This is a genomic window from Rhizobium phaseoli, assembly GCF_001664385.1.
Classification (GTDB): Bacteria; Pseudomonadota; Alphaproteobacteria; order Rhizobiales; family Rhizobiaceae; genus Rhizobium; species Rhizobium phaseoli.
The window spans coordinates 2,080,640-2,106,342 of record NZ_CP013532.1 but is presented as its reverse complement, the minus strand read 5'-3'; the positions used below and the strand labels follow the sequence as shown (position 1 = coordinate 2,106,342).

General features: G+C 62.3%; 23 protein-coding genes. 10 read left to right on the top strand and 13 right to left on the bottom strand.

From position 1 onward, the window contains the following. Positions 1 to 29 precede the first annotated feature (29 nt). Both AMC88_RS10315 and AMC88_RS10310 read left to right on the top strand, forming a co-directional pair. Entirely contained in the window at positions 30 to 779 is a 750-nt protein-coding gene (locus AMC88_RS10315) for a cytochrome c biogenesis CcdA family protein (protein WP_012483725.1), read from the top strand. A 47-nt stretch (positions 780 to 826) separates the two neighbouring features. Beyond that, positions 827 to 1,789, top strand: a complete 963-nt coding sequence (locus tag AMC88_RS10310) for an AEC family transporter (protein ID WP_064825220.1) — start codon at positions 827 to 829, stop codon at positions 1,787 to 1,789. On the opposite strand, the gene AMC88_RS10305 is transcribed toward AMC88_RS10310, so the two are convergent. The 5 genes from AMC88_RS10305 to cysG are packed head-to-tail and all read right to left on the bottom strand — an operon-like array spanning position 1,757 to position 6,961. Continuing rightward, on the bottom strand, positions 1,757 to 2,968 hold the full coding sequence (locus AMC88_RS10305) for a UbiH/UbiF family hydroxylase (protein ID WP_064825219.1): 1,212 nt from the start codon (positions 2,966 to 2,968) through the stop codon (positions 1,757 to 1,759). The two genes, AMC88_RS10310 and AMC88_RS10305, sit on opposite strands and share 33 nt — an antisense overlap. A 37-nt stretch (positions 2,969 to 3,005) precedes the next feature. Then, positions 3,006 to 3,518 (bottom strand): DUF934 domain-containing protein, encoded by a 513-nt coding sequence (locus tag AMC88_RS10300; protein WP_064825842.1) that lies wholly within the window; start codon positions 3,516 to 3,518, stop codon positions 3,006 to 3,008. 10 nt (positions 3,519 to 3,528) lie between these two features. Next, positions 3,529 to 5,199, bottom strand: a complete 1,671-nt coding sequence (locus tag AMC88_RS10295; protein WP_064825218.1) for a nitrite/sulfite reductase — start codon at positions 5,197 to 5,199, stop codon at positions 3,529 to 3,531. Positions 5,200 to 5,207: 8 nt separating this feature from the next. Next, positions 5,208 to 5,522, bottom strand: a complete 315-nt coding sequence (locus AMC88_RS10290) for a DUF2849 domain-containing protein (RefSeq protein ID WP_010014500.1) — start codon at positions 5,520 to 5,522, stop codon at positions 5,208 to 5,210. Between the two features lie 2 nt (positions 5,523 to 5,524). Next, positions 5,525 to 6,961 (bottom strand): siroheme synthase CysG, encoded by a 1,437-nt coding sequence (cysG, locus tag AMC88_RS10285; RefSeq protein WP_064825841.1) that lies wholly within the window; start codon positions 6,959 to 6,961, stop codon positions 5,525 to 5,527. 266 nt (positions 6,962 to 7,227) lie between these two features. Between cysG and AMC88_RS10280 the strand changes: the two genes are divergently transcribed. Both AMC88_RS10280 and mazG read left to right on the top strand, forming a co-directional pair. Next, a complete protein-coding gene (locus AMC88_RS10280) occupies positions 7,228 to 7,815 on the top strand; it encodes a deaminase (RefSeq protein ID WP_010024965.1) in 588 nt (195 codons plus the stop codon). A 20-nt stretch (positions 7,816 to 7,835) separates the two neighbouring features. Further along, positions 7,836 to 8,681, top strand: a complete 846-nt coding sequence (gene mazG, locus AMC88_RS10275) for a nucleoside triphosphate pyrophosphohydrolase (RefSeq protein WP_012483716.1) — start codon at positions 7,836 to 7,838, stop codon at positions 8,679 to 8,681. Between the two features lie 214 nt (positions 8,682 to 8,895). Here the strand turns inward: mazG and hflX are convergent, their stop codons facing one another. The 8 genes from hflX to glyA form a co-directional block, all read right to left on the bottom strand. Next, the gene (gene hflX / locus AMC88_RS10270; protein WP_064829951.1) at positions 8,896 to 10,221 is read right to left on the bottom strand and encodes a GTPase HflX; all 1,326 of its coding nucleotides are present in this window, start codon (positions 10,219 to 10,221) and stop codon (positions 8,896 to 8,898) included. A gap of 77 nt (positions 10,222 to 10,298) precedes the next feature. Then, entirely contained in the window at positions 10,299 to 10,541 is a 243-nt protein-coding gene (gene hfq, locus AMC88_RS10265; RefSeq protein ID WP_003539403.1) for an RNA chaperone Hfq, read from the bottom strand. A gap of 111 nt (positions 10,542 to 10,652) precedes the next feature. Continuing rightward, a complete protein-coding gene (locus AMC88_RS10260) occupies positions 10,653 to 11,516 on the bottom strand; it encodes a D-amino-acid transaminase (protein ID WP_064825216.1) in 864 nt (287 codons plus the stop codon). Between the two features lie 66 nt (positions 11,517 to 11,582). After that, positions 11,583 to 12,947, bottom strand: coding sequence for a nitrogen assimilation response regulator NtrX (gene ntrX, locus AMC88_RS10255; protein ID WP_004674822.1), 1,365 nt, complete (start codon positions 12,945 to 12,947; stop codon positions 11,583 to 11,585). Continuing rightward, a complete protein-coding gene (locus AMC88_RS10250) occupies positions 12,937 to 15,207 on the bottom strand; it encodes a sensor histidine kinase NtrY-like (RefSeq protein WP_064825215.1) in 2,271 nt (756 codons plus the stop codon). Before AMC88_RS10250 ends, ntrX begins: the two co-directional genes overlap by 11 nt. 385 nt (positions 15,208 to 15,592) lie before the next feature. Continuing rightward, the gene (purU, locus tag AMC88_RS10245) at positions 15,593 to 16,489 is read right to left on the bottom strand and encodes a formyltetrahydrofolate deformylase (protein ID WP_064825214.1); all 897 of its coding nucleotides are present in this window, start codon (positions 16,487 to 16,489) and stop codon (positions 15,593 to 15,595) included. A gap of 22 nt (positions 16,490 to 16,511) precedes the next feature. Continuing rightward, the gene (gene folD / locus AMC88_RS10240) at positions 16,512 to 17,408 is read right to left on the bottom strand and encodes a bifunctional methylenetetrahydrofolate dehydrogenase/methenyltetrahydrofolate cyclohydrolase FolD (protein ID WP_064825213.1); all 897 of its coding nucleotides are present in this window, start codon (positions 17,406 to 17,408) and stop codon (positions 16,512 to 16,514) included. Positions 17,409 to 17,494: 86 nt separating this feature from the next. Beyond that, entirely contained in the window at positions 17,495 to 18,772 is a 1,278-nt protein-coding gene (gene glyA, locus AMC88_RS10235) for a serine hydroxymethyltransferase (RefSeq protein WP_064825212.1), read from the bottom strand. A 129-nt stretch (positions 18,773 to 18,901) separates the two neighbouring features. On the opposite strand from glyA, the gene AMC88_RS10230 reads away from it, so the two are divergent. The 6 genes from AMC88_RS10230 (at position 18,902) to AMC88_RS10205 (ending at position 25,669) form a co-directional block, all read left to right on the top strand. Then, entirely contained in the window at positions 18,902 to 19,798 is an 897-nt protein-coding gene (locus AMC88_RS10230) for a LysR family transcriptional regulator (protein ID WP_012483709.1), read from the top strand. Between the two features lie 299 nt (positions 19,799 to 20,097). Continuing rightward, positions 20,098 to 21,129 (top strand): transporter substrate-binding domain-containing protein, encoded by a 1,032-nt coding sequence (locus tag AMC88_RS10225; RefSeq protein WP_064825211.1) that lies wholly within the window; start codon positions 20,098 to 20,100, stop codon positions 21,127 to 21,129. Between the two features lie 57 nt (positions 21,130 to 21,186). Further along, on the top strand, positions 21,187 to 22,401 hold the full coding sequence (locus tag AMC88_RS10220) for an ABC transporter permease subunit (protein ID WP_064825210.1): 1,215 nt from the start codon (positions 21,187 to 21,189) through the stop codon (positions 22,399 to 22,401). Further along, positions 22,398 to 23,525 (top strand): amino acid ABC transporter permease, encoded by a 1,128-nt coding sequence (locus AMC88_RS10215; RefSeq protein WP_064825209.1) that lies wholly within the window; start codon positions 22,398 to 22,400, stop codon positions 23,523 to 23,525. Before AMC88_RS10220 ends, AMC88_RS10215 begins: the two co-directional genes overlap by 4 nt. Positions 23,526 to 23,550: 25 nt before the next feature. Further along, positions 23,551 to 24,309 carry an amino acid ABC transporter ATP-binding protein gene (locus AMC88_RS10210; protein ID WP_064825208.1) on the top strand — a complete coding sequence of 253 codons (759 nt, stop codon included), beginning with the start codon at positions 23,551 to 23,553 and terminating at the stop codon, positions 24,307 to 24,309. A 34-nt stretch (positions 24,310 to 24,343) separates the two neighbouring features. Continuing rightward, positions 24,344 to 25,669 (top strand): D-serine ammonia-lyase, encoded by a 1,326-nt coding sequence (locus tag AMC88_RS10205; RefSeq protein WP_064825207.1) that lies wholly within the window; start codon positions 24,344 to 24,346, stop codon positions 25,667 to 25,669. The last annotated feature ends 34 nt before the right edge of the window (positions 25,670 to 25,703 follow it).

The following is a 25,703-nucleotide window of genomic DNA, read 5'->3' as shown; positions in this document are numbered from 1 at the left end:
CAGGCGCAGATTGCAGCCGGAGAGAATGCGTGTCGATTGCCGATATTTCCCTGTGGAGCGCGTTGATAGCCGGGGCGCTTTCCTTCCTTTCGCCCTGCGTGCTTCCCCTCGTCCCGCCCTATCTCTGCTATATGGCCGGCATTTCAGTTGAGCAATTCCGGGGCGGCTCGGCGGTGGCGGTGGCGCCCGATGTCAGGCGCGGCGTGCTGTTCTCCGCCCTGTTTTTCACGCTCGGCTTTGCCACCGTCTTCGTGGCGCTCGGCGCCGGCGCTTCCAGCATCGGCATGGCGCTTCGCCAGCATCTCGACCTTCTCTCCAAGATCGGCGGGCTGATCATCATCGTCATGGGGCTGAATTTCCTCGGTCTCTTCCGAATCGGGTTTCTCGGCCGCGAGGCGCGCTTCCAAAGTGGCGGCAAGCCGGCGACGCTGACGGGCGCCTATGTCATGGGCCTGGCCTTCGCCTTCGGCTGGACGCCCTGCATCGGCCCGGTACTCGGCGCGATTCTCGGTGTCGCCGCCTCGCGCGAGACTGTCGGCTCCGGCGCCGGGCTGCTGGCCATCTATTCGCTGGGTCTTGCCATTCCCTTCTGGATCGCCGCCGGCTTTTCCGGTGCCTTCATGCGCTTCCTGTCACGCTTCCGCCGCCATCTCGGCACGGTGGAAAAGGTGATGGGCGTCTTCCTCATCCTCACCGGCCTTGCCTTCCTGTTCGGCTGGGTCAGCGATGTGGCGATCTGGTTCCAGCAGACCTTTCCGATCCTGATGCAAATCGGCTAAACCGGTCCTCCCTACCCGCCGATCATTCCCGCGTACTGGAAGACCTCTTGGCCGATATCATCAGCCTGCTCCTGCCGTTCTTCGGCCTGATCCTGATCGGTTACATCGCCGCCAAGGCGACGAAGCAGCCGGCCGAGGCGCTCGGCTGGCTGAATAGCTTCATCATCTATGCCGCCCTGCCCGCTTTGTTCTTCAAGCTTGTCTCGCGCACGCCGATCGAAGAGCTGACGCGGGCCGACTTCATCGTCACCGATATCGCGGCGACCTATGCGGTCTTCGTCCTGCTCTTTGCCATCGGCCGTTTCGTGCGCGGCAATGCGCTGGATGACTGCACCATCCAGTCCTTTGCCGGCGCCTATGGCAATATCGGCTATATGGGGCCAGGCTTGGCGTTGCTGGCGCTCGGCGAAGGTGCGGCCGTGCCGGTGGCGCTGATCATCTGTTTCGAGAATGCGCTGCATTTCATCGTTGCGCCGGCGCTGATGGCGGCGGCCGGCGACGACAAGCGGTCGCCCGGCCGGCTTGCGGCCGATATCGCCCGCAAGGTGGCGCTGCATCCCTTCATCCTGTCGACGGCGGCAGGTTTTGCGGTGGCTGCCCTGCACCTCGAGCAGCCGCTGGCGTTTCAGCGCCTGGTCGACTATCTCGCCCAGGCAGCGGCGCCCTGCGCGCTCTTTGCCATGGGCGTGACGCTGGCGCTGCGGCCGCTGAAACGGGTTCCGGCGGAGATCGGCTACATTGTGCCGGCCAAGCTGATCCTGCATCCGATCGTGGTTTTCCTGGCGCTGACCGCTGTCAGCGGTTTCGAGCCGGTGTGGATCCAGGCGGCCGTGCTGCTCGCCTCGCTGCCGACGGCGACCAATGTCTTCGTCATCGGTCAGCAATATGGCGTGTGGCAGGAGCGCGCCTCGGCGACGATCCTGATCACGACGGTGCTTTCGGTGGCAAGCGTTTCGCTCTGGCTGATCGCGATTCGCTCAGGCCTTCTTCCGCTTCAGCTTTTCCCGTAAGGAATCGGGAATATCGCGAAAACCGCGGCCGGGCTCGATGCCCTCGCGCATGACGAGGTTGCGCAACGGCGGAATGGCCGAGAGGATATGCAGGCCGGCGGCACGCAGCATCTGCACCGGCAGGAAATCCGAGAGCAGCGAGCGGTTGAGGAGATCGACGCTCGCCGTACGCGTCATGATGTCGGCACGGCGTTTGCGGTCGAAGCTGTCGCCGGCATCGGCGGGCACCGGCAATTCCGCCCTGTCGCAGAGGATGTCGGTCAGCGCCATGATATCGCGCAGGCTGAGGTTCAGCCCCTGCGCCCCGATCGGCGGGAAGACATGCGCCGCCTCGCCGATCAGCGCGATACGCCCCTTGCCGAAGCGATGCGCCATCATGCCGGACAGCGGCCAGAGCTGGACGCCCTCCTCCACATCCACCTTGCCGAGCATGGACTGCATCTGCGCCTCGATAAGGCGGCCGAGTTCGGCCAGCGGCAATTCCATGCGGGCGGCGGCCTCAGCGGGATCCTGCACCCAGACGAGGCTCGAGCGGCTTCCCGGCAGCGGCACCTGGGTAAAGGGGCCGTGTTTGGTGTGGAATTCGCTCGAGATGTTTTGGTGCGGCAGGGAATGGGCGAAATTCAGCACCATGGCCGATTGCGGATAGGACCAGTTGCGCACGCCAATGCCAGCCGTCTCGCGCAGCTTCGAGCCGCGGCCGTCGGCGCCGACGGCAAAATCGGCCACGAGCGTCTCGCCGCCGGCAAGCGTGATCGACACTCTGTCGGCCGAAATCTCGATCGATTCGGCCATGTCGGTGAAGCGGCTGATATTGCCCTCGCCGGCCGTGGCCTGTTCGAGAATGTCGGTCAGCGCCTTGTTGGGGAAATTATAGCCGAAGGCATCGAGGCCGACCTCGGCGGCGCGGAAGGTCGTCGTCGGCGCCCGCAGCAACCGGTCGGTGCCATCGATGATGCGCATGCTGGTCAGAGGTGCGGCCGCCGGGCGCAGCTTGTCCCAGAGCGTCAGCCGATCGAGGAAGCGAATGGATTGATCCATCAGCGCCGTGGTGCGCCGGTCCTCCCTTGTGGCAAGGGGAGCCACCAGCGCTACATTGCGGCCGCCGCGGGCGAGCGCGATTGCGGCGATCATGCCGGCGAGCCCGCCACCGATCACCGCGATTTCAAATGTCTTCATGCTATTGTTCCGCCATCGCAAGAGGCGGACCGGTCGCTTACGCGGCCGGCTTCGCCTGACGGCGCCAACTATAGCCCTTGCCGGCTTCGGCGTCACGCACCGCCGGCTGATAATGATGGGGAATGGCGGGAAGACGGTTTTCGGCAAGCCGCTTCAGTGCCGTGGCGTTGCTGACCGAAAAGCTGTCGATGCCGACGCGCAGCATCAGCGGCACCTGGTCGATCAGCACGTCGCCGACGGCGCGCAGCTCGTTGGTGTAACCCAAGCGCTGGCGCAGCAGCGAGGCATGGCTGAAGGCGCGTCCGTCGTTGAACGCCGGAAAAGCGACGGCAACGATGTCAAGGCGAGAGAGATAGGGCTCGAGTCTGCGCACATCGTCGGCCGGCTTGATCAGCACGCCGAGGCCGACAGCGTTGCTTTCGCCGGCCTTGGCGATCAACTCGTCGAGACCGAGCAGCGGCTTCTGCTCTCCTGTTACCTTCACCTCGTCGGTCTCGATCACCCAGGGATCGTTCTCGACAAAACCGGTCTCTTTCCAGATCTTTGTCATCATCCCCTCCTTATGCCGCTTCCGCGGCCGAGCCGTAGAGCGCAGTCTTGAAAGGCTGCGGCCCGACGCGGCGGTAGGCGGCGAGGAAGGTTTCGGACGGATCGAGGCGCAGGCCGAGATAGGTGTCGACGATCGTTTCGATCGCGTCCGTCACCCGGTCCGGCTCGAAGCCGCGGCCGATGATTTCGCCGATCGAAGTATGTTCGTCGCCGGAGCCGCCGAGCGTGATCTGATAGAGTTCGGCACCCTTCTTCTCCACACCGAGCAGGCCGATATGGCCGACATGGTGGTGGCCGCAGGCATTGATGCAGCCGGAGATCTTGATCTTCAGTTCGCCGATCTCGGCCTGGCGTTCGGGATTGCCGAAGCGGCGGGAGATTTCCTGCGCCACCGGAATGGAGCGCGCATTGGCGAGCGCGCAGTAGTCCAGCCCCGGACAGGCAATGATATCGGTGATCAGGCCGGCATTGGCTTCGGCGAGATCGATCGCGACGAGGCCACGATAGACGGCTTCGAGATCGGCCAGCGCCACATGCGGCAGGATCAGGTTCTGCTCATGGCTGACGCGGATTTCGTCGAAGGCATATTCCTCGGCGAGATCGGCGATCGCCTCCATCTGCGCGTCGGTGGCGTCGCCCGGAATGCCGCCGATCGGCTTCAGCGAGATCGTCACCATGCCGTAATCGGGGTTCTTGTGCGGCTGCACATTCTGCTGGACCCAGCGGGCAAAGGCCGGATCGGCCTTCTTCCAGCGGGCGAGGTTTTCCCAGCCCTCGGCGCGCTGCGGCAGCTCAGGCAGTGCGAAATAGGTGGCGATCGCCTCGACATCCTGCTCCGGCAGCTTCAGTTCGCTATCCCTGAGCGCCGCAAATTCGGCCTCCACCTGGCGCGTCAGCTCCTCGGTGCCGGTTTCATGCACCAGGATCTTGATGCGGGCCTTGTACTTGTTGTCGCGGCGGCCGTGCAGATTGTACACGCGCACGATCGCCGTGGTGTAGGAGAGCAGGTCCTCCTCCGGCAGGAAGTCGCGGATCAGCTTGGCGATCATCGGCGTGCGGCCCTGGCCTCCGCCGACATAGACGGCAAAACCGATCTCGCCCTTGTCGTTCTTCTTCAGGTGCAGGCCGATATCATGGACCTGGATGGCGGCGCGGTCGCGCTCGGCGCCGGTGACGGCGATCTTGAACTTGCGCGGCAGGAAGGAGAATTCCGGATGGACCGACGACCACTGGCGCAGGATTTCGGCATAGGGACGCGGATCGGCGATCTCATCGGCGGCCGCACCCGCGAAGTGATCGGCCGTCACGTTTCTGATGCAGTTGCCCGAGGTCTGCAGCGCATGCATCTCGACGCTCGCGAGGTCGGCGAGCGCATCGGGAATTTCCGACAGCTTCGGCCAGTTGAACTGCAGGTTCTGGCGCGTAGTGAAGTGGCCGTAGCCGCGGTCATAGGTGCGGGCAATATGGGCGAGCATGCGCAGCTGACGCGCGCTCAGCGTTCCATAGGGAATGGCGATGCGCAGCATGTAGGCATGCAGCTGCAGATAGACGCCGTTCATCAGGCGCAGCGGCTTGAATGCATCCTCGGCCAGTTCGCCGGAAAGGCGGCGCTGAACCTGGTCGCGGAACTGCTCGACGCGCTCGCTGACAAAGGCATGGTCAAATTCGTCGTAACGGTACATCGTCTTCCTCAGACTGCAATGAATTCGGGGTCGGCAGGAGCGTAGCCCGGTGCGTATTCCATGGTCGGCCCCTGGGCGCGGATGCGCTCGCGAAGGCGCAGCGGCCAGAGAATGCCGTTGGTTTCCTGAACGTCGACGACGGCGACGTCAACCACCTCGTTGTCGGCATAGGATTTCTTGCCGATCGCTTCCAGCGCTTCAACGGCTTCATTGTGACGGGCGACAAGCGCCTCCTGCAGCGAGGTCGACCATTTCCCGTTCGCATCCAGCCAGACGGCAATGCCATCCGTCAGCCGGTTGGCCGTCAGAACCTTGTCACCCATATTCAGCTCCTTGCAAGTTCCTCGAGCCGGGCGTTCGCACGCACCAGCGGCTCGGACAGTTCGAAATTGGCGCCGGCAACCGCATCGCCGATAATGACCATGACCGGTCCCGTCAACTCGTCACGGTGCTGCAGATCGGGAAGATCGGCAAGCGTGCCATGCAGCAGACGGCGGTCGGCGCGGCTGGCATTTTCGATGACGGCAACTGTCGTTTCGGCGGGAATGCCGGCCTGCATCAGCCGCTCAGCGACGGAGGCAGCAACGGTGCGGCCCATATAGACGGCGATCGTCGCGCCGGAGACGGCAAGGCTTGCCCAATCAGGCAGTACGTCGCCGGTCAGATCATGGCCGGTGGTGAAGACCAGCGAGGAGGCGACGCCGCGCAGGGTCAGCGGCAGCTCGAAATCGGCGGCGGCGGCGAAAGCCGAGGTGATGCCGGGCACGACCTCATAGGTGATGCCGGCAGCACGCAATGCGGCCATCTCTTCCCCTGCCCGGCCATAGACCAGCGGATCGCCCGACTTGAGGCGGACGACGCGTTTGCCCTGGCGTCCGAGCTCGACCAGGAGCTCGTTGATCTCTTCCTGCGATTTCGAATGGCAGCCCTTGCGCTTGCCGACTGACAACCGCTCGGCGTCACGACGGCCCATATCGACGATCGCCTGCGGCACGAGCGCGTCAAAGACGATGACGTCGGCTTCCATCATCACGCGCTGGGCGCGCAGCGTCAGCAGATCCTCAGCCCCCGGACCGGCGCCGACCAGCCAGACGTGGCCGGCGACCTTGTCCATCGCGCCCAGCAGCCGGTCGGCGGCTTGACGGGCCTGCGGCAGGTTGCCGTTGGCGACCGCATCGGCAACGGCGCCGGAGAAGAAGCGGCGCCAGAAGACACGGCGGGAAACGCCGCGGGGCACGAGCTGTTCGACCGCCTTGCGGTAGCTCGTCGCCAATCCGGCCAGGCGCCCAAGCGATGGAGAGAGAAGCTGGTCGATCTGCGCGCGGATCATCTGCGCCAGAACCGGCCCCGCCCCTTCGGTGCCGATCGCAACGGCGACCGGGGCGCGATTGACAAGCGCCGGGGTGAAGAAATCGCAGTAATCGGGCTGATCGACGGCATTGGCGGGAATGCTTGCAGCGCGGGCAGCATCGACAACCTCGCGGTCATCGGCTTCATCGCCGGTGGCGGCAAAGACGAGGGCCGCCCCCTCAACCTGCTCGGCGGTAAAACCAGCCCGCACCGTCTCGATGCGGTTGGCAATCAGGAAGGCATGATAATCGGCTTCCGGCCGCTCGGCATAGGCGACGATCCGCGCCCGCGTGTTGAGCAGCAGCCGCACCTTGGCGAAGGCTTCGTCGCCATTGCCGAAGACAGCCGTCTTCTGGCCTTCCACGCGAAAGAAGGCTGGAAATACCGAAAGCTGCTCGGTCTTGGGAGACATCATCAATCCACTTCGAAGTTGCCAGAATATGCCCGTGATCGACAAGGGATTGAAGGAACAGAAATTCGAAAGCCCCAGTAAGCCCGTATTCTTTTGCTCGCACCATCGGCGATTTGAGAAAAGTAAACCGTGCTGACGAAACCCACCTGTTCCCACTCTCTTTGTTGCGGTGCAGTATAAAGCCTGTGATAAACGGCGTCCACCGGCGTTTGGCGCATTTCGCTCGCGCCTCCAAGGCGATAGACTGGGAAAAACCGGAGACGCCAATGCCTGACAAGACCATCGCCGCCCGCCTGCTTTCGGTCATCGAGGACGACATCCTGCCGCTCACCGAACACGGCGTTTCGCTTGGCAACAAGGTGTTCGGCGCGGCGATCCTGCGCAAAACCGATCTGTCGCTCGTCGTCGCCGAGACCAATAACGAGCTGGAGAATCCGCTCTGGCACGGCGAGGTGCATACACTGAAGCGCTTCTACGAACTTGGCGACAAGCCGGCGACCAGGGATTTGATCTTTCTGTCGACGCATGAACCCTGCACCATGTGCATGTCAGCGATCACCTGGGCGGGTTTCGACAATTTCTACTATTTCTTCAGCCATGAGGATTCCCGCGATGCCTTCGCCATTCCGCATGACCTGAAGATCCTGAAGGAGGTCTTCGGGCTTGAACCGGGCGGCTATCGCAGGCAGAACGCCTTCTGGAACAGTTTTGCCATCGCCGATCTCGTCGAGACCGAAAACGCTCAGTTGAGAGAGGCGCTGAAGGCGCAGACCGTTCGCATCAAGGCGCGCTACGATGCGCTTTCCACCAGCTACCAATCGTCAAAGAGCGCCAACGATATTCCCCTCAATTGAGGATGCTGAACCGAGGTACCATGGAACCTTCAAAAGACATTTCGCGGCTGATCGAGATCATGGCGGCATTGCGCCATCCCGAGACCGGCTGCCCCTGGGACATCGAGCAGAATTTTCAGACGATCAAGCCCTATACGATCGAAGAGGCCTATGAGGTCTCCGACGCGATCGAGCGCGGCGATATGGACGATCTCTGCGATGAGCTGGGCGACCTGCTGCTGCAGGTGGTGTTCCATGCCCGCATGGCCGAGGAGGCCGGCGAATTCTCCTTCGGCGACGTCGTCAACGCCATCACCACCAAGATGATCCGCCGCCACCCGCACGTCTTCGCCCGGTCGGAAGCGGATACACCGGACGCGGTGAAGATCCAATGGGACGAGATCAAGCAGGCGGAAAAGCGCGAACGCGCCGAGCGACGAGCAAGGCGCGGGATTACCGAGGATTTCAAGGGCGGGTTCCTGGGTTCCGTGCAGCGCAGCTTCCCCGCTTTGACCGAAGCCCTGAAGCTGCAGGAACGCGCCGCCAAGGTAGGATTCGACTGGTCTGCCCCCGAACCGATCCTCGACAAGATCGAGGAAGAGATCGACGAATTGCGCGTGGCGCTGCGAGACGGCGACCGGGCGAAGGTCAGCGACGAACTCGGCGATCTGATCTTTGCGGTGGTCAATATCGGCCGGCATGTGAAGGCTGATCCAGAACAGGCGCTGCGCGGAACGAATACGAAATTCCGGCGTCGGTTCAATCACATCGAGAATGTTCTTGAAGCGGAAGGCGAGACGCTGGAGGCGGCCAGTCTTGAACGGATGGAGGAGATCTGGCAGGCGGCGAAGGCGATTGAGCGGGCTGTGATGGCTGGGGCTGAGTGATATGTGCCTGTCCATTCGTGCGGATGGCTGCCCCTCACCCTAACCCGACCAGGGTCGAGCCAACGGTCTCGACCCGTCCTTCGGACCCCCGTAACGGGTAGAGGGGACGTGCCCTTGTGAGTTGCGGGGAACGGAGAGGTTGCGGCTATCCCCCTTCGCCCCGTTTACGGGGAGAAGGTGGCGGCAGCCGGATGAGGGGCTGGCCTCGCCAACCTCACCGCTCCCAATCTTCCTTCGAAGGCTTCGGCCCGTTGCCGATGCGGCGTTCGAGTTCGGCGGCTTCGGTTTCGGAGAGGCGCAGATCGAGGGTGATCGAGCCGTCTTCATTGTCCTCGCGGCCGTCGACGATCGCATGGTCGTAGAGCCAGGGCAGCAGCGCCAGCTTGTCGACCGGAAGGCGGATGGTCGTTTCGGTCATCACGCCGGAAAGTCGGCGGCTGATCTCGTCCATCAGCGTATCGACGCCCTCGCCGCTGACGGCCGAGACCGCCACCACATTGCTGGCGCCGGCAGCCTTCTGCACCATGGCGTCGTGGACCTCGGACTCCAGCCGGTCGATCTTGTTCCAGACCTCGATCAGCCGCTTGCCGGCTTCGGCCTCATCGATGCCGAGATCGCCGAGGATACGCATCACGTCGGAGCTCTGCGCCTGGTTGTCGGGGTCGGACATGTCGCGGACATGCAGGATGAGATCGGCTTCCAGCACCTCTTCCAGCGTCGCTCGGAAGGCGGCGACGAGATGGGTCGGCAGGTCAGAGATGAAGCCGACGGTGTCGGACAGGATGACGGTGCGGCCATGCGGCAGTTTCATGCGGCGCAGCGTCGGATCGAGCGTGGCAAAGAGCATGTCTTCGGCCAGTACGCCGGCGCCGGTGATGCGGTTGAACAGCGTCGACTTGCCGGCATTGGTATAACCGACCAGCGCGACGATCGGATGCGGCACCTTGCGGCGCTTGGCGCGGTGGAGCTGGCGGGTGCGCACAACCTGCTCCAGCTCGCGTTCGAGCTTGATGATGCGGTCCTGGAGCAACCGCCGGTCGGCTTCGATCTGGGTTTCGCCGGGGCCGCCCATGAAGCCGCCGCCGCCGCGCTGGCGTTCAAGGTGGGTCCAGCTGCGGACCAGCCGGCCCTTCTGATAATTGAGGTGCGCCAGATCGACCTGCAGCGTGCCTTCCTTGGTGGAGGCGCGGCGGCCGAAGATTTCGAGGATGAGGCCCGTCCGGTCGATGACCTTGGCGTTCCATTCCTTTTCGAGATTGCGTTGCTGCACCGGGGTCAGCGGATGATCGACGATGACGAGACCGGAATCGCGCTCATCGAGCAGCGCCTTGATCTCCTCGATCTTGCCGGTGCCGAGCAGCGTTGCCGGTCGGGGATCATTGACCGGCACGACCTGGCCGTTGACGACATCGAGATCGATTGCCTGGGCAAGGCCGGTCGCCTCTTCCAGCCGGCTCTCCGGCGTGCGAGTCGAGGCCGATTCGGTCTGGCCGCCGCGGCTGCGCGATTTCAGAACCGGCACGACGACAGTCGCACGCATATCGTCCCTGTGCTTGGCTGCCTCAGGGATGATCGAATCGTTCTTGGTATCGCGTGTCGAAATGACGGCTGATCCTGTTAGGACGCGGCTTCTTCACTCTCGAACATCTGCATCGGCTGACCCGGCATGATCGTCGAGATCGCATGCTTATACACCAGCTGCGAATGGCCGTCACGGCGAAGAAGAACACAGAAATTGTCGAAAGAGGTAACAACGCCCGTGAGTTTCACGCCGTTGATCAAAAAGATTGTCAGGGAAATCTTTTGCTTGCGAACAGTATTGAGAAATAAGTCCTGCAAATTCTGAGAACGTTCCGCCATCGCGCCGCTTCTTTCTTTATTGCCGACCTGATCTGGCCGGTAGAATATTAATCAACCTCTCCATGCAAGACCGGCGGCACCCTCATTCCACCTGTCCAGCAAATCTTGGTATCAAATCGCAATCTTTTCCGCAACGTCGAAAAAGGCTTCGCGGACTTTCTGCGAGACGCTGCCGGGATGACCGTTGGCGATGGTCTGGCCATCGACGGAAACCACTGGAAAACAGATACTTGTGGCTGCCGTCAGGAAAACCTCGCGGGCTGCGAGCATCTCTGAAACGGAGAAATTCCGCTCGGCGATCTTCAGGCCCAGCCGGGCTGCGACATCGATCAAGGTGGTGCGGGTAATGCCGCGCAGAATGCCGTGTTCGGCGGGCCGCGTCACCAGGATTCCGTCCCGGTCGACGATCCAGACATTGGTCGCCGCCCCTTCCTTCACCATGCCATCGGCGTCGACATAGATCGCCTCCTGGGCACCGGCTTCCTTGGCCTGCTGGCGGGCCATGGCGTTCGGCAGCAGGCCGACGGACTTGATGTCGACGCGATCCCAGCGGTTGTCGGCAACGGTGATCGCCTTGATGCCGTTGGCATTCTTGGCCGCGATGATCTTGGGATCGGTGCTCTTGGCGGTGATGACAAGCGAAGGCGGCGTGCCCTCGGCCGGGAAGACATGATCGCGGCGCGCGACGCCGCGCGTCACCTGCATGTAGAAAAGCCCGTTGCGGACATGATTGCGGCGCAAGGTCTCGCGAATGACCTGCATCAGCGCCGCCCGGCTCATCGGCCAGGCGATGCGGAGCTCACCGAGCGAACGGTCGAGACGATTCAGATGGCGTGTGGGGTCGACGATATAGCCGTGGCGGACCTCGCAGACCTCGTAGACGCCGTCGGCGAACTGATAACCACGGTCCTCGATATGCACGCTCGCATCGGAATGCTTGACGTAACGGCCGTTCACATAGGCGATTCTCGGCATGGGAAACCCTGGTCTTGCAGAAAGCGATAGAGGGAATGTGGCGCGGCAATGGCCGCGCCGGAAAGATCAGACGCCGAGCGACTTCAGCTTGCGGTGCAGCGCCGAACGCTCCATGCCGACGAATTCGGCGGTGCGCGAGATATTGCCCCCGAAGCGGTTGATCTGAGCGATCAGGTAATCCTTCTCGAACATTTCGCGGGCTTCGCGCAGCGGCAGCGTCATGATGTGATAGTCGTTCTTGGCAGACACCTTGGGCAGCATGTCGCCCAGATCGGTCGGCAGCATATCGGCGGTGATCGGCGCATCCGGGCCGTCGGTGCGGGCTAGGATCATCAGCCGCTCGATATTGTTGCGCAGCTGGCGGATATTGCCCGGCCAGTCATGGGCCTGCAGCACCGCCATGGCGTCGTCGCCGATGCGGCGCGGGCGAATGCCGGCCTGTTCGGAAATCTGGCGCATCAGCTGATCGACGAGGAAAGGAATGTCCTCGCGCCGCTCGGCCAGCGCCGGCACGCGCACCGGCACGACCGCAAGCCGATGATAGAGATCCTCACGGAACCAGCCTTCGGCGATGCGGCTTTCGAGATTGTAGGCGGTCGAAGAGATGATGCGGACATCGACCTTGACGCGCTTGGAGCCGCCGACCCGCTCGAACTGCTGATCGACCAGCACGCGCAGGATCTTGTTCTGCGTCTCGCGCGGCATCTCGCCGACCTCGTCGAGATAGAGGATGCCGCGATGAGCCTCTTCCAGCGCGCCGATCTTGCGCGCCTGGCCGGGCGTACCCTCAGTGCCGAAGAGCGCCACTTCCATTCGATCGGGCGTGATGTTGGCGGCGTTCAGAGCGACGAAAGGGCCGTTGGCGCGCGTCGACTTCTTGTGGATCATCCGCGCCACCAGTTCCTTGCCGGAGCCGGAGGCGCCGAGAATCATGATGCGGCTGTTGGTCGGCGAGACCTTCTCGATCGTCTGGCGCAGCTGCGACACGGCGACCGAGGTGCCGATCAGCTCCAAGGCATCGCCGGTGCGCCGCTTCAACTCGGAAACCTCGCGCTTGAGTTTAGAATTTTCCAGTGCCCGCTCAGCAATCAGGATCAGCCGGTCGGCCTTGAAGGGCTTCTCGATGAAATCGAAAGCGCCGCGCTTGATCGCCGAAACCGCGGTCTCGATGTTGCCGTGGCCGGAGATCATCACGACGGGCAGATCGGGATGGCGGGTCTTGATCTCGTCGAGCAGCGACAGGCCGTCGAGCTTGCTGCCCTGCATCCAGATATCGAGGAAGATCAGCCGCGGCACGCGGTCGGAGATTGCCGCCAGCGCGCTGTCGCTGTCATGGGCCGTGCGCGTTTCGTGTCCCTCGTCGGAGAGAATGCCGGAAACGATCTCGCGAATATCGTGCTCGTCGTCGACGACGAGAATATCAGAGGCCATAAACGCTTTCCTTGTCATTGGCTGCGGGAGAGGCGGGCGTCGGATCCCAGCGTGGCAGATGCACGCGGATCATGGCCCCCCTTCCCCGGTCAAAATCGGCGGGCGCATCGTGCAGTTCGAGCTGCCCGCCATGTTCTTCGATGATCTTCTTGACGATGGCGAGGCCGAGGCCGGTGCCCTTCTCGCGCATCGTCATATAAGGTTCCAGAATGCTGTGGCGGTTCTCCACCGGCAGGCCGCGGCCATTGTCGATGACGTCGACGGTGAAGCGGTCGCGGGCGGCATCGAGGGCGGCGCGCACGAGAATCTTGCGCTCGTCGCGTTCGTCGCTCGGCACCGCCTCGATCGCTTCCACGGCGTTCTTGATGAGATTGCCGAAAGCCTGGCCGAGCATGCGGCTGTCGAACAGGCCCTCCAGCGGCTGGTCGCCGAACTCCTGCCCAAAGGTGACGTGATGGTTGCCCATCTCGCGCAGGAAGATCGCGTCGCGCAGGATATCGCGCAGATCGCTCGGCTCCTTGGTTGGCTTCGGCATGCGGGCAAAGGCAGAGAATTCATCGACCATGCGGCCGATATCGCCGACCTGGCGGATGATCGTATCGGTGCACTGGTCGAAGACGGTCCTATCGTCCTGGTGGATCTGCTTGCCATAGCGGCGCTGGATGCGCTCGGCGGACAGCTGGATCGGCGTCAGCGGGTTCTTGATCTCATGGGCGATACGCCGTGCCACGTCGCCCCAGGCGGTCGAGCGCTGGGCGATGACGAGGTCGGTGATGTCGTCGAGCGTGATCACGTAGGATTCGCTCATGTCGCGCACTTCCTCACGGGTGACCTGGACGCTCAGCGTCCTGACGGTGCCGCCGCGCACCAAAGCAATCTGCTTGCGGAAATCGCCACGATGGCGCACCGCCGCCTCGGTCAGCACCTGATCGACCTCCGGCGCGATATCGGCCAGCAGCTTGCCGAGCATCGCATCGGCCGGCAGCGACATCAGCGTTTCAGCCGAGCTGTTGACGATGGCGATGCGGCGGTCCTGCTCGACGCCGATGACGGCGGCGGTCACGCCCGACAGCACCGCTTCGATGAAGCGGCGACGGTCGTCGACCTCGTCCTTGGCCTCGAGGATCTCGTCGCGCTGGGTGCGGATTTCCGAGATCATCTTGTTGAACGTGCGCGACAGGTTGGCGACGTCGCCATCGACGGCATGCACCGGCACGACGATATCCATATTGCCCGAGGCGACACTGTCGGCCGCGGTGATCAGCAGCCGGATCGGACGGACGATGCGGTCGGCGACGGCAATCGCCGTCCAGATCGCGGCCAAGAGCACGATCAGCGCAAAGCCGATATAGAGAACGGCGAAGGCGATCTGCAGCGAGAAGCGGTTGGCCTCCATCGAACGATATTCGGTGGCGTTCTCCTCCATCATGCGCATGGCGCCCATGACCTTGGGATCGACGGCGCGCACCGTATAGAGGAAGGTGCCCTGGATGGCATCGAGCTTGATGATGGCGCCGACAAGGTTGGTGACGCCGGGCGGGATCAGCGTCGGCTGGCCCGCCGCCGCCTTTTGCAGCGCGTCCTGCGGAATGGCCGGCAATGGTTTTTCGGTGGCGATGTCGGCCTGAACCTTCACCGAGCCGTCGCTCTCGACCAGGAAGGCGCCGAGCAGGCCGCGCCCCCTCGCCTGGCGGGTCATCAACTCGGCAAACCCCGTCCGGTCGAGACTGTAGAGGGCGCGGTTGCGCTCCAGGTCGTTGGCCATGGAAACCGTCTGCCCCTGCAGGTAGCTCGCGTTCTCCATCATATAGGCCTGGCCGATATTGCGCGACGAGCTGACGATCGACTGGGTGCGCAGCGCAAACCAGCGGTCGAGGCCGGCATTCAGCGTGATGCTGGCGAAGATGGCGACGAGGATCGCCGGCGTGATCGCGACGATCGAGAAGAGCACGACGATGCGGATATGCAGCCGCGCGGCCGCCCTGCCCCGGGTGCGGGCCTTGAGCAGCCTTGCCACCTCGCGGCCGATCAGCGCCAGCAGCGTCAGCACGAAGAAGGAATTGACGATCACCGAGGTGATGACGACATGCGAGGTCGGCGCGATCGGCGTCAGGCCAAGCAGTATGAAAAGCGTGATCGTGGCGCAGAGAAGCGCGCCGCCGGCGAGCACGAGGCCGGGCACGGCGAAAAGGGCGCGGCGATCGGTCACCGTCGTCACCGCCTCGCCCGCCGCCGCCGGCGCTACCCCATCCTGCGTCATTCGGCCTCTCTTCAGGCGGCGCCCGCCGCCCTGCCCTCGATCGAAACCAAACAACGCCGGCTTAAGAAAACCAGCGTCGGAACGACTCGATCGGGAGCGAAATGTCCAAAACCCTTGCGTGACCTTTAAGCAACGCATTGTGGCGAAAATGCAACGCGCGCCGTCACATTGTCAAGCCACGCTCGGCCCTCGGACCGTAACAATGGAGTGTTGCCCAAGCCTATTGTCACGCCGCTCACCGGCGTCCCGCTGGCAATCGTCTTCCACCATCGGTGACGCGGCAAGAGTTTGAACGTGCGGAGATTTTCCGTGAATCTTATGAACCGGTGTCAGCGACGGATCGCGTCACCACCTTCGCCGAAGTCAAAGCTCTCCAAGCCGGCGGTCAGCCCATGCGTTCCGACGCGTAAGAGCCGGGTGACGCTGGGAAGACGACGGTCTTGTTGCCGTTGATGAACACCCGGCCATGGATGTGGGCGTGGATGGCCCGGGCGAGCACCTGGCTTTCGACGTCGCGGCCGAGGCTGACATAGTCCTCGCCGCTCTGCGCATGGGTGACGCGGACGATGTCCTGCTCGATGATTGGGCCTTCGTCGAGGTCTGCGGTGACGTAGTGCGACGTCGCGCCGATGAGCTTCACGCCCCGTTCGAATGCCTGCTTATAGGGATTGGCGCCCTTGAAACTCGGCAGGAAGGAGTGGTGGATGTTGATGATCCTGCCGGACATCTTGCGGCACATGTCGTCGGACAGGACCTGCATGTAGCGGGCCAGCACGATGAGTTCAGCGCCCGACTCCTCGACGATCTGCATCTGCTTCGCCTCGGCCTCCGGCTTGTTTTCCCTAGTCACCTTGATGCAGTGGAACGGGATGTCGTGGTTCACAACGACCCGCTGGTAATCCGTGTGGTTGGAGATCACGCCGACGATGTCGATCGGCAGCGCCCCGATGCGCCAGCGGTAGAGGAGATCGTTCAGGCAGTGGCCGAAGCGGCTCACCATAAGGATCACCTTCTTCTTTTCGCTCTCATCGAAAAATTCGGCACTCGCCTCGAACTTCCCGGCGATCGGTTCGAAGCCTTGACGAAGCTGGTCAAGCGTATGTCCGTCATGCGGCTGGAAGCTGATCCGCATGAAATAGCGTCCGGTGTCGGCGTCGTCGAATTGCGCGCTGTCGGAGATGTTGCAGCCGTTCTGGGAGAGATAGCCGGCGATGGCGGCCGTCACGCCGCGGATCGACGGGCATGCGACACGCAGAGCGTAGCGAGGGGCCGTGATGGTCATGTCTATCTCCTTGTTCGTCGTCTCAGGCCGCGGCGATCATCGCGTGATTGCGGCGGAATGCGGTGAGCGTGTTGGACAGCAGGCATGCGATCGTCATCGGGCCGACGCCGCCCGGCACCGGCGTGATGGCGCGCGCGTGGCCGGCTTCGCCATATGTCACGTCGCCGACGATCCGCGATTTTTCGCCGTCCTGGATCCGGTTGATGCCGACGTCGATCACGACGGCGCCGGGCTTGATCCAGTCACCCCGAACCAGGCCCGGCCGACCGGCCGCGACGACAAGAATGTCGGCCGCCCGGCAAAGTTCTGCCGCGTTCCTTGTCTGCGAGTGAACGACCGTGACGGTGCAATGAGCGTTCATCAGCATCTGCGCCATCGGCTTTCCGACGATGTTGGACTTGCCGACGATGACAGCATGAAGGCCGGAGAGGCTCTCGCCGAGCGTATCCTTGATGAGCATCATGCAGCCGAGCGGAGTGCAGGGAACCAAAGCCGGGTTGCCGGTGGCAAGGCGGCCCGCATTCGACACATGGAAGCCGTCGACATCCTTGTCGGGATTGATGGCCTGGATCACGGCATTCGGATCCAAATGCGCCGGCAGCGGCAACTGCACAAGAATCCCATGCACTTCTGCGTCGTTGTTAAGGTGATGCACGAGGTCAAGAAGTTCGCCCTGGGTGGTTTCCTGAGCAAGCCGGTATTCGAAGGACTTCATTCCGGCGGCAACCGTCTGACGGTGCTTTGAAGCCACATAAATTGCGCTTGCCGGGTCGTGCCCCACCAGAACGACGGCCAGACCGGGAACAGCTCCAGTCGTTGCCTGCAGGATTTCGACATCGGCCTTGATGCGCTCGAGGAGCCCTGCTGCATACTCTTTGCCGTCGATGTTTGCGGCGCGTGTGAATCTGTCCATTCCCATGGTGTGCTCCATTGCATCCAAGCTCGAACCGGCAAAATGCCGCGCCCGGAGATGTGGGCGGGGCATTTCCGCAGGGGTTCGTTGCCTTAGTGGCCGTAGACCGGGAACTTCTCGGTCAATTCCGCGATCTTCGCCCTGGCGGTTCCGACGATCTCGTCGGTCCTGCCCTCTGTCTCGGCGTCGATGAGATCCGCGATGACATGGCCGAGAACCCGGAATTCCTCCTCATTCAGGCCGCGTGTCGTCGCAGCGGAGGAGCCAAGGCGCATGCCCACCCACTCCGGAGGACGGGGACTGTCGCCGGGGATCGGGTTCTTGTTGGATGTGATGTTCGCCTTGGCGAGCAGCGTCTCAGCCTGCTTTCCAAGCAGTCCCTTGCTCGACAGATCGAGCAGGATGATGTGGGTATCGGTGCCGCCGGAAACGATGCGAACGCCACGATCGGCCAGCGTTTCGGCGAGAACTTTCGCGTTGGCAACGACCTGGCGGGCATAGAGCTTGAAATCGTCGCGGAGGGCTTCGCCGAGGCAGATCGCCTTGGCGGCCAGAACATTGCTGTGCAACGAACCCTGGACGCCGGGAAACACTGCCGCTTGCAGCTTCTTGTACCATTCCTCGTTGTTCGTGAGGATCAGGCCGCCACGCGGCCCGCGTAACGTCTTGGTCGTGGTGCAGGTCACGATGTCGGCATGCGGGAATGGCGAAGGATGGACGCCACCGGCAACGAGGCCGGCGATGTGGGCCATATCCACCAGGAAGTGGGCGCCGACCTTCTTTGCGATCTTCGACATGCGCTCGAAGTCGAGTTCGCGCGGATATGCCGAACCACCTGTTATCAGCAGCTTCGGGCGGATTTCTTCGGCGATGCGTTCCATCTCATCAAGGTCGATGACCTCGTTCTGCGGGTTGACGCTGTAATTGTTGGCATCGAACCAGCGGCCCGACAGGTTCGCCTTCATGCCGTGCGACAGGTGGCCGCCGGCCGCAAGGTCGAGCGACAGCACCTTTTCGCCCGGCTTCAGCAACAGGAAGAAGACGGCCAGGTTGGCCTGCGTCCCCGAGTGCGGCTGGACGTTGGCGTAGCCGCAATTGAACAGCTGCTTGGCGCGGTCGATCGCGGCCTGCTCGGCGATATCGACGAACTGCCCGCCACCGTGAAAACGATTGCCCGGATAGCCTTCGAGCGTCTTATTGGTGATCTCGTGTCCCAAGGCGTCGAGAACCGCACGGCTGACGATATTCTCCGAAGCGATGAGCTCAATCTGGTTCTGCTGGCGGGCCCGCTCGGACGCAAGGGCATCGGCGACGAGTGGATCGGCCTCCTGGACGGTGGTGTTGAAATGCACCCTTGCAGCGTTGGTCATCTGAGTTCTCCAATTCCTCGAATTCGTGAGGCGGACCCTAGATCGATCGAAACACCAGAAAAAGTTAATAATATTTGCTTATACGTTCAGACATGCTAATGATTTTTTTGAGGCTGCGAGGAGGTCGTAATGGATGTCGGACGTCTGCGGGCACTGCGTGAACTGTCGATCCGCAAGACCATGGCGGCGGTGGCAGAAGCCTTACACGTCTCGCCGTCGGCCGTGTCGCAGCAGATTGCGCTTCTTGAAGAAGAGGTTGGCATACGGCTCGTCGAGCGACGCGGCCGGGGCGTTGTCATGACGCCCGCCGGCCAGCAGCTGGTGCTGCGGGCAGAGAAGATCCTGATCGAAATCGAATCGGCGAAAGCCGACATCGCCGAACTGAAAAGCGTCGTTTCCGGCGAACTTCGGGTGGCGGCGTTTCCTTCCGTGGCGGCCGCCGTCATTCCGAAGGTCGTCTACGATCTTGCCGAACGGCACCCTCACCTCACCGTCCAGTTCGACGAATTGGAGCCGGGCGAAAGTGTTGCCGCGTTGCGAAGCTGGCAGACTGACGTCGCGATTATCGATGACTTGAATATACCGACCGGCGCGCTCGATCCCAATATCGAGACGATCTTCCTGATGGAGGACGTGTTCAACGTCATGGTCTCGAGAGATCACAGGCTGTCGGAGCGGCCGACCGTTGGCCTGCATGAGCTTCGGGAGGACCGATGGGCGATCGACACCGCTTCCGACACCTATACGAGGATGCTGGTGCAGGCCTGTCAGGAAGAGGGCTTCAAGCCCAACATCGTGGCGAGATGCAAAGGTTTCGAAGTGACCATTGCGCTGATCCGGCAGAATTATGGCATCTCGATCCTGCCTGGGCTGCGCGCCAGCTACGATCTCGAAGACGTCTGGGTGTGCAGGCTCGTTCCGGAAATCCGCCGGAGGATATTTATCGCCTTCCGCAAAGATGAAAAGCGCAGTCCGGCCCTTCAGGCATTCCTCGATCGGATGGCCGAGAAGCCGCCGCTGTCCTGACGCCGGGTGCCGGCGCAACAAACCCGTGCCGACCCTCCCTCATCGGAGAAAACGAACAAACAGATTTCCTAATGTATCACCTCAGGAGAATTAAGTAGATTTGAATTGACCCCACTCCTACTCTCCATCTGCCAATTGATGGGACTGGGAGCGAGGATCGCGCGCAGACCTTGGCCAATAGTGGGAACGACGCAGTCAGAAAGGCGATAACGCCTCCAGCGTCTTACCAGACTTTCGATCGAGCCATCGCTCATTGATTTGGCGTCACCGTCACTACGCGATCCGAAAGGGGAACTTCGATGAAACTACTCAAATTCCTGACTGCCGGCGTTTTCGCAGGCGTTTCGTTCACGGCGGCCAATGCTTCCGCCTCCGTTCTCGACACGGTCAAGCAGCGCGGTGTGCTCAACTGCGGCACCGACAACACCGCTCCCGGCTTCGGCTATCTCAATACCACGACCGGACAGATGGAAGGGCTCGACGTCGACTTCTGCAAAGCGGTTGCCGCCGGCGTTCTCGGCGACGCCTCCAAGGTCAAGTTCATCACGGTGACCGACAAGAGCCGCTTTGACGCTGTCCTCACCGGCCAGGTCGATGTCGTCTTCGCCCACACCACGATCAAACCGGCGCGCGAATCGTCCATCGCGATCGATTTCCTGCCGATCAACTTCTACGACGGTACCGGCCTCATGGTGAAAACCGATGCCGGGATCAAGGAATTCGCAGACCTCGATGGTGCAACAATCTGCACCACCCAGGGATCGGCCACCGAGACCGTTCTGGCTGCTGCCTTCAAGGCGCGTGGTTGGAAGGACTCCAAGGTCCTGACCTATGAAAACCTCGAGAAGCTTTTCTCCGCTCTCAACTCGGGTCGTTGCAATGCGATGAGCACCGACAAATCAGCCCTTGCCGCCTGGGCGGGGAATGCGCCGAAGCCAGCCGACTATCTGATCCTCCCGGATACGCTGGACAAGTCCCCGTTCGGCGGCTTCGTGGCCGCCAACGACTCCAAGTGGCGCAACGCGCTGCGCTGGATCGAATACGGCCTCTTCCAGGCCGAGGAGTCCGAGATCACCCAAGCCAATCTGGCCGAAAAGCTGAAGAGCGAAGATCCCTTCATTCAGAAGTTCCTCGGCGTCGGCGGCGGCTACGGCAAGGACTTCGGCCTCTCCGACGATTTCATTGCTCAGGCGATCAAGGCCGTCGGCAACTACGGCGAGGCCTATGATCGCAACCTCGGTCCGACGACCAAGATGTATCTCGACCGCAAGGGCACGCCGAACGCCTTGTGGACGCAGGGTGGCGCAATCTACTCGCCGCTCTGGAACTGATGCCTTCCGGGGGTCGGAACCACAACGTTTCGCCCCCCAAGCTCTTGGAGCCTGAACATGACAATCCACGAAACGAGTGCGATCCGCGGCATGGCAGAGAGTGATAGATTGAGGTCGCGGCGCCTGCGCAATCGCATCCGGCACGAAGCGATCCAGCTCGGAATCGTCGCTCTGGTCGTCGTGCTGCTCGGCATGTTGGCATATGCGGTCAAGGCTGGCCTTGCCGAGAAAGGCATACGGTTCAGCTTCTCGTTTCTTGCCAACACCGCCGGCTTCGATATCAGCGAAGGATGGACGCTGACGTCTGGTGAAGGCTTCGTCCCCAACCTCGCCCAGTTCTCTTCGGAGATGTCGATCGCGTCGGCTTTCGTCACAGGCATCTTCAACACCGCGAAAATCGCACTGCTGGCAATCATCCTCAGCACGATCCTCGGAACGATGCTCGGCGTCGGCCGTCTCTCCACGAACTGGGTGGTGAGAAACCTCTGTTTCTGGATCGTCGAGTTCGTCCGCAACACGCCTCTGCTGATACAGCTTGTCTTCTGGTATTTCGCGGTCGTACTGCACTTTCCGCCAATGGCGTCCGCAGCAAAGCTCTACGGCGGCCTTATCGTCAGCCAGCAAGGCATATATATCCCCACGCTGTCCTGGACCGGAGGCGTGTCCACCCTTTCGCTGATCCTGGTCACCACCAAAGGAGTGTCGGCGCTCGGCGCAATATTCGACCCCATCCGTGGAGCGCGGCGGATATGCGTCGGCGCGGCGGTCGTCTGCCTCGGGCTGCTGGTCGCGACCGGCGGGATGACCGTAAATTTCCCCGTCGCCAACAAGTTCAAGGCCAGCGGGGGAACCAGCATCAGCCCGGAGATGGCAGCCCTTCTGCTTGCCATCCTCGTGAGCAGCGCTTCTTTCATCGCCGAAACCGTCCGCGGCGCGATCGACGCTCTTCCGAAGGCCCAATGGGAAGCCGCAGGGTCGCTGGGGCTCAGCCGCCGCGACACCGTCAACGACATCATCCTTCCGCAAGTGTTCCGCGTCGTTCTCCCCTCCTTCGGCAATCAGTATATCAGCCTGACCAAGAACACCGCGCTCGGGATCGCGGTCGGATATCCGGATCTCTTCAACATTTACGGGACGATCGCCAATCAGACCGGCCACAGCCTTGAAGGCATCATCATCGTCATGGCGTCCTACCTGATCCTCAGCTGGATCATCAGTTCGTCCGTGTACTGGGCGAACCGCCGTCTTAACCCCATGGGAGTGTCGCAATGATCGCCACCTCAATAAAGTGGACCCGCCACAACCTGTTCGGAAAGCCTTTCGACGTCGCCCTGTCGCTGCTGGTCATTCCCGGCGCGCTCTGGCTCGCCTATTCGATCCTTGACTGGGCGCTCACCACGGCAAGGTGGGATATCATCGTGCAGAGCCTGCGAGTGTTGATGATCGGCGTTTTTCCAGCCGATCAGGCGTGGCGCGCATGGACGGCGTCGGCGATCATCGCAGCGATCCTCGGCGCCGGTCTCGGCTGCGTGTTTTCGTTCAAGCCTCACCATGGGCTGGTTCTCGCCCTCGTCCCCTTGTTGATGTTGATCGCCGATCATGGCGATCCGCAGAACGCCCTGTCTGCGGCAGGCGTCGTTGCCGCAACCTCGCTGGGATGGGTGCTGACGTCGTATTTGCCATTGTCCAGGAAGGCGATGCCTGCTGCGGCGTTTACCGGCTTCATCGTCGTCGTTGCGGTCATGGCCCCGCCGGGCGTGGGGCTCTGGGGAGGACTTCTTCTCAGCGTCCTCATAACGCTGGTGACGTCGGTGCTGTCTCTGCCGATCGGCATCCTGCTCGCCTTCGGACGGCAAAGCCGGCTCTCAAGTCTCAGGATCATCTGCACCTGGTACATCGAGGTCATGCGCTCGGTGCCGCTCATCCTCGTCGTCTACTGGATCTGGATCCTCATGCCGGTCCTTGCCCCGCAATGGGGACTGGCAGACGTCGCTCGCGGCATGATCGGGTTCACCATCTTCTACTCCGCCTACGTCGCCGAATATGTCCGAAGCGGACTTCAGGCGGTTCCGCGCGCCCAGACCGAGGCGGCAAGGTCTCTCGGCATCAGCGAATTCGACATCAACCGCTCGATCGTTCTGCCACAGGCGCTCCGTGTCGTGGTGGCGCCGCTGGTCGGCAACGTGCTCGACATCTTCAACTCCGCACCGCTCGTCTTCATCATCGGGCTGACGGATTTTCTCCGCGCGGGGCAGATGATCCTGGCGAACCCGCAATATGGCGACCGGACTTTCGAAGTCCTCTCGTTCCTGCTCGTCACCTATTTCCTGGTCGGCTCGATGATCACCTATGCCGCCAGAAAGCTCGAAGACCATATGGCAACGAGCGCCCGCTGAGCTGTTCCAACACGGAGACATCACGATGAACGCCATCGTCGAAATGAAAAGCATGAACAAGTTCTACGGCGCTCACCATGTGCTCAAGGACATCGATCTCGCCGTCACACGCGGTGAAGTCATGGTCATTCTCGGGGCCAGCGGCTCAGGAAAGTCGACCCTCATCCGCTGCGTCAACGGCCTCGAAATGTACCAGAACGGCAGCCTCGTCGTGGACGGCTATGAAATGCCGGTCGAGGCCGACAGGAAGCTCGGCGGAGAACGCGAACTCGCGGCGATCCGCAAGGGCGTCGGCATGGTATTCCAGCAATTCGGCCTGTTCCCGCACAAGACAGTGCTGGACAATATCACCATCGCGCCGATGCGGGTCCGCAAAAAGTCGCGGGAAGAGGCCGAAGCCACCGCCATGAAGCTCCTCGACCGCGTCGGTCTCAAGACGCATGCGCACAAATATCCGGGCCAGCTGTCCGGCGGCCAGCAGCAGCGCGTGGCCATCGCCCGCTCGCTCGCCATGGAGCCGCATCTGATGCTGTTCGACGAGCCCACGAGCGCGCTTGATCCGGAAATGGTCGGCGAAGTCCTCGACGTCATGCGGGAACTGGCCACCGAAGGCATGACCATGATGGTCGTGACGCACGAAATGGGGTTCGCAAGAGAGGTCGCCGACCGCGTCGTCTACATCGACCAGGGCTCGATCATCGAGATCGGGAAGCCGGACGAGTTCTTCGACAATCCGAAAAACGACCGGGCTCGCTCTTTCCTCGCCCGCGTCCTAAGACACTGACCAACCGCAGCCCGGCTCACGAATGGAAATGTCCATGAACACGATACTGCCCAGTGATCCCGCTCGCGATGATGTTCTCGCGGGCCGACCGACCCTCTGGCTCAATCCATCCTACCGGAAACAGGCGATCGATACCTCGGACCTGCCGGTTTCACCGGCCGACGTGGCGAGCGCGCGCCAGAACTGGCAGCGCTTGGCGCCGCTTCTTGCCGAATGCTTTCCGGAACTGAAGGATACGGGCGGCGAGATCCGCTCCGAACTGGTGGAACTCAAGGAACTCCGCGAGGCGCTCGGCTATCGAACGAGAGAGTTCGGCAACGTCTTCATCAAGGCCGACAGCCACCTGCCGGTTGCCGGCTCCATCAAGGCGCGTGGCGGCGTCTACGAGGTTTTCCTGTTTGCCGATAGTCTCGCCCGTCAGAAGGGAGTGCTTGTTGACGGCGAGGATATCCGGAAGCTGGCAACCGAAGAGGCCCGTTCGTTATTTTCAGGCTATACCGTGGCGGTGGGCAGCACCGGCAATCTCGGCTTGAGCGTCGGCATCGCCGCGCGCGCGCTCGGCTTCAAGGCCACGGTTCACATGTCGTCTGACGCCAAGGCCTGGAAGGTCGAGCGCCTGCGGAAGCTCGGCGTCGATGTCATCCAGCACGAGGCGGACTACACCACAGCCGTCGAAAACGCCCGCGACATCGCCGACGCCGATCCGACGATCTATTTCGTCGACGACGAACAATCGCGGCACCTGTTCCTCGGCTACAGCGCAGCGGCCTCGGAGTTGGCATCGCAGCTCGACGAGCGTGGGATCACGATCGATGAGGAAAATCCGCTTTTCCTCTACCTGCCCTGCGGCATAGGCGGCGCACCGGGTGGCGTCGCCTTCGGCGCGAAGGCGATCTTCGGCGACAATGTGCACGCCTTCTTCGTCGAGCCGGTTCAGTCGCCCTGCGCCCTCGTCCACATGATGTCGGGTAAGCAGGAGCTGGTGTCGGTCTACGACGTCGGCCTGACCAACAAGACCGAAGCCGACGGCATGGCCGTCGCCCGCATGTCGGCCTTCGTGGCGAAGGTGATGCGCGAGATGCTCGCCGGCGTCTACACGGCCGCCGACGACGACCTGTTCAAACTGCTTCGCATGGCATGGATTACCCAAAGGCAGAAGCTGGAGCCTTCGGCCGCCGCCGCCTTGCTCGGGCCGGACTTCCTCTTGCGCCACAGCGAAGGCCGGCGTTTCCAGGCTGAACAGGGCATCGAGGAAAAGAAGATGTCGCGGGCGACGCATGTGCTCTGGACAACAGGCGGTTCATTCGTTCCGGAGGAGCAGTTCCAGAACTTTCTCCGTCAGGCGGAAGCCCGCGCTTAATCCCACAATGGCGCCACAGGCGCGGTCGGGAACG

Excerpts from the sequence above, each read along its gene's own strand:
- AMC88_RS10230 (WP_012483709.1), top strand. The coding sequence starts at position 18,902 with ATGGATGTCGGACGTCTGCGGGCACTGCGTGAACTGTCGATCCGCAAG.
- cysG (WP_064825841.1), bottom strand. The coding sequence starts at position 6,961 with ATGTCTCCCAAGACCGAGCAGCTTTCGGTATTTCCAGCCTTCTTTCGC.
- purU (WP_064825214.1), bottom strand. The coding sequence starts at position 16,489 with ATGACCATCACGGCCCCTCGCTACGCTCTGCGTGTCGCATGCCCGTCG.
- AMC88_RS10210 (WP_064825208.1), top strand. The coding sequence starts at position 23,551 with ATGAACGCCATCGTCGAAATGAAAAGCATGAACAAGTTCTACGGCGCT.
- glyA (WP_064825212.1), bottom strand. The coding sequence starts at position 18,772 with ATGACCAACGCTGCAAGGGTGCATTTCAACACCACCGTCCAGGAGGCC.
- AMC88_RS10205 (WP_064825207.1), top strand. The coding sequence starts at position 24,344 with ATGAACACGATACTGCCCAGTGATCCCGCTCGCGATGATGTTCTCGCG.
- AMC88_RS10215 (WP_064825209.1), top strand. The coding sequence starts at position 22,398 with ATGATCGCCACCTCAATAAAGTGGACCCGCCACAACCTGTTCGGAAAG.
- hfq (WP_003539403.1), bottom strand. The coding sequence starts at position 10,541 with ATGGCGGAACGTTCTCAGAATTTGCAGGACTTATTTCTCAATACTGTT.
- ntrX (WP_004674822.1), bottom strand. The coding sequence starts at position 12,947 with ATGGCCTCTGATATTCTCGTCGTCGACGACGAGCACGATATTCGCGAG.
- AMC88_RS10220 (WP_064825210.1), top strand. The coding sequence starts at position 21,187 with ATGACAATCCACGAAACGAGTGCGATCCGCGGCATGGCAGAGAGTGAT.
- AMC88_RS10290 (WP_010014500.1), bottom strand. The coding sequence starts at position 5,522 with ATGGGTGACAAGGTTCTGACGGCCAACCGGCTGACGGATGGCATTGCC.
- AMC88_RS10300 (WP_064825842.1), bottom strand. The coding sequence starts at position 3,518 with ATGACAAAGATCTGGAAAGAGACCGGTTTTGTCGAGAACGATCCCTGG.
- AMC88_RS10295 (WP_064825218.1), bottom strand. The coding sequence starts at position 5,199 with ATGTACCGTTACGACGAATTTGACCATGCCTTTGTCAGCGAGCGCGTC.
- AMC88_RS10250 (WP_064825215.1), bottom strand. The coding sequence starts at position 15,207 with ATGACGCAGGATGGGGTAGCGCCGGCGGCGGCGGGCGAGGCGGTGACG.
- AMC88_RS10260 (WP_064825216.1), bottom strand. The coding sequence starts at position 11,516 with ATGCCGAGAATCGCCTATGTGAACGGCCGTTACGTCAAGCATTCCGAT.
- hflX (WP_064829951.1), bottom strand. The coding sequence starts at position 10,221 with ATGCGTGCGACTGTCGTCGTGCCGGTTCTGAAATCGCGCAGCCGCGGC.
- AMC88_RS10280 (WP_010024965.1), top strand. The coding sequence starts at position 7,228 with ATGCCTGACAAGACCATCGCCGCCCGCCTGCTTTCGGTCATCGAGGAC.
- AMC88_RS10305 (WP_064825219.1), bottom strand. The coding sequence starts at position 2,968 with ATGAAGACATTTGAAATCGCGGTGATCGGTGGCGGGCTCGCCGGCATG.
- folD (WP_064825213.1), bottom strand. The coding sequence starts at position 17,408 with ATGGGAATGGACAGATTCACACGCGCCGCAAACATCGACGGCAAAGAG.
- AMC88_RS10225 (WP_064825211.1), top strand. The coding sequence starts at position 20,098 with ATGAAACTACTCAAATTCCTGACTGCCGGCGTTTTCGCAGGCGTTTCG.
- mazG (WP_012483716.1), top strand. The coding sequence starts at position 7,836 with ATGGAACCTTCAAAAGACATTTCGCGGCTGATCGAGATCATGGCGGCA.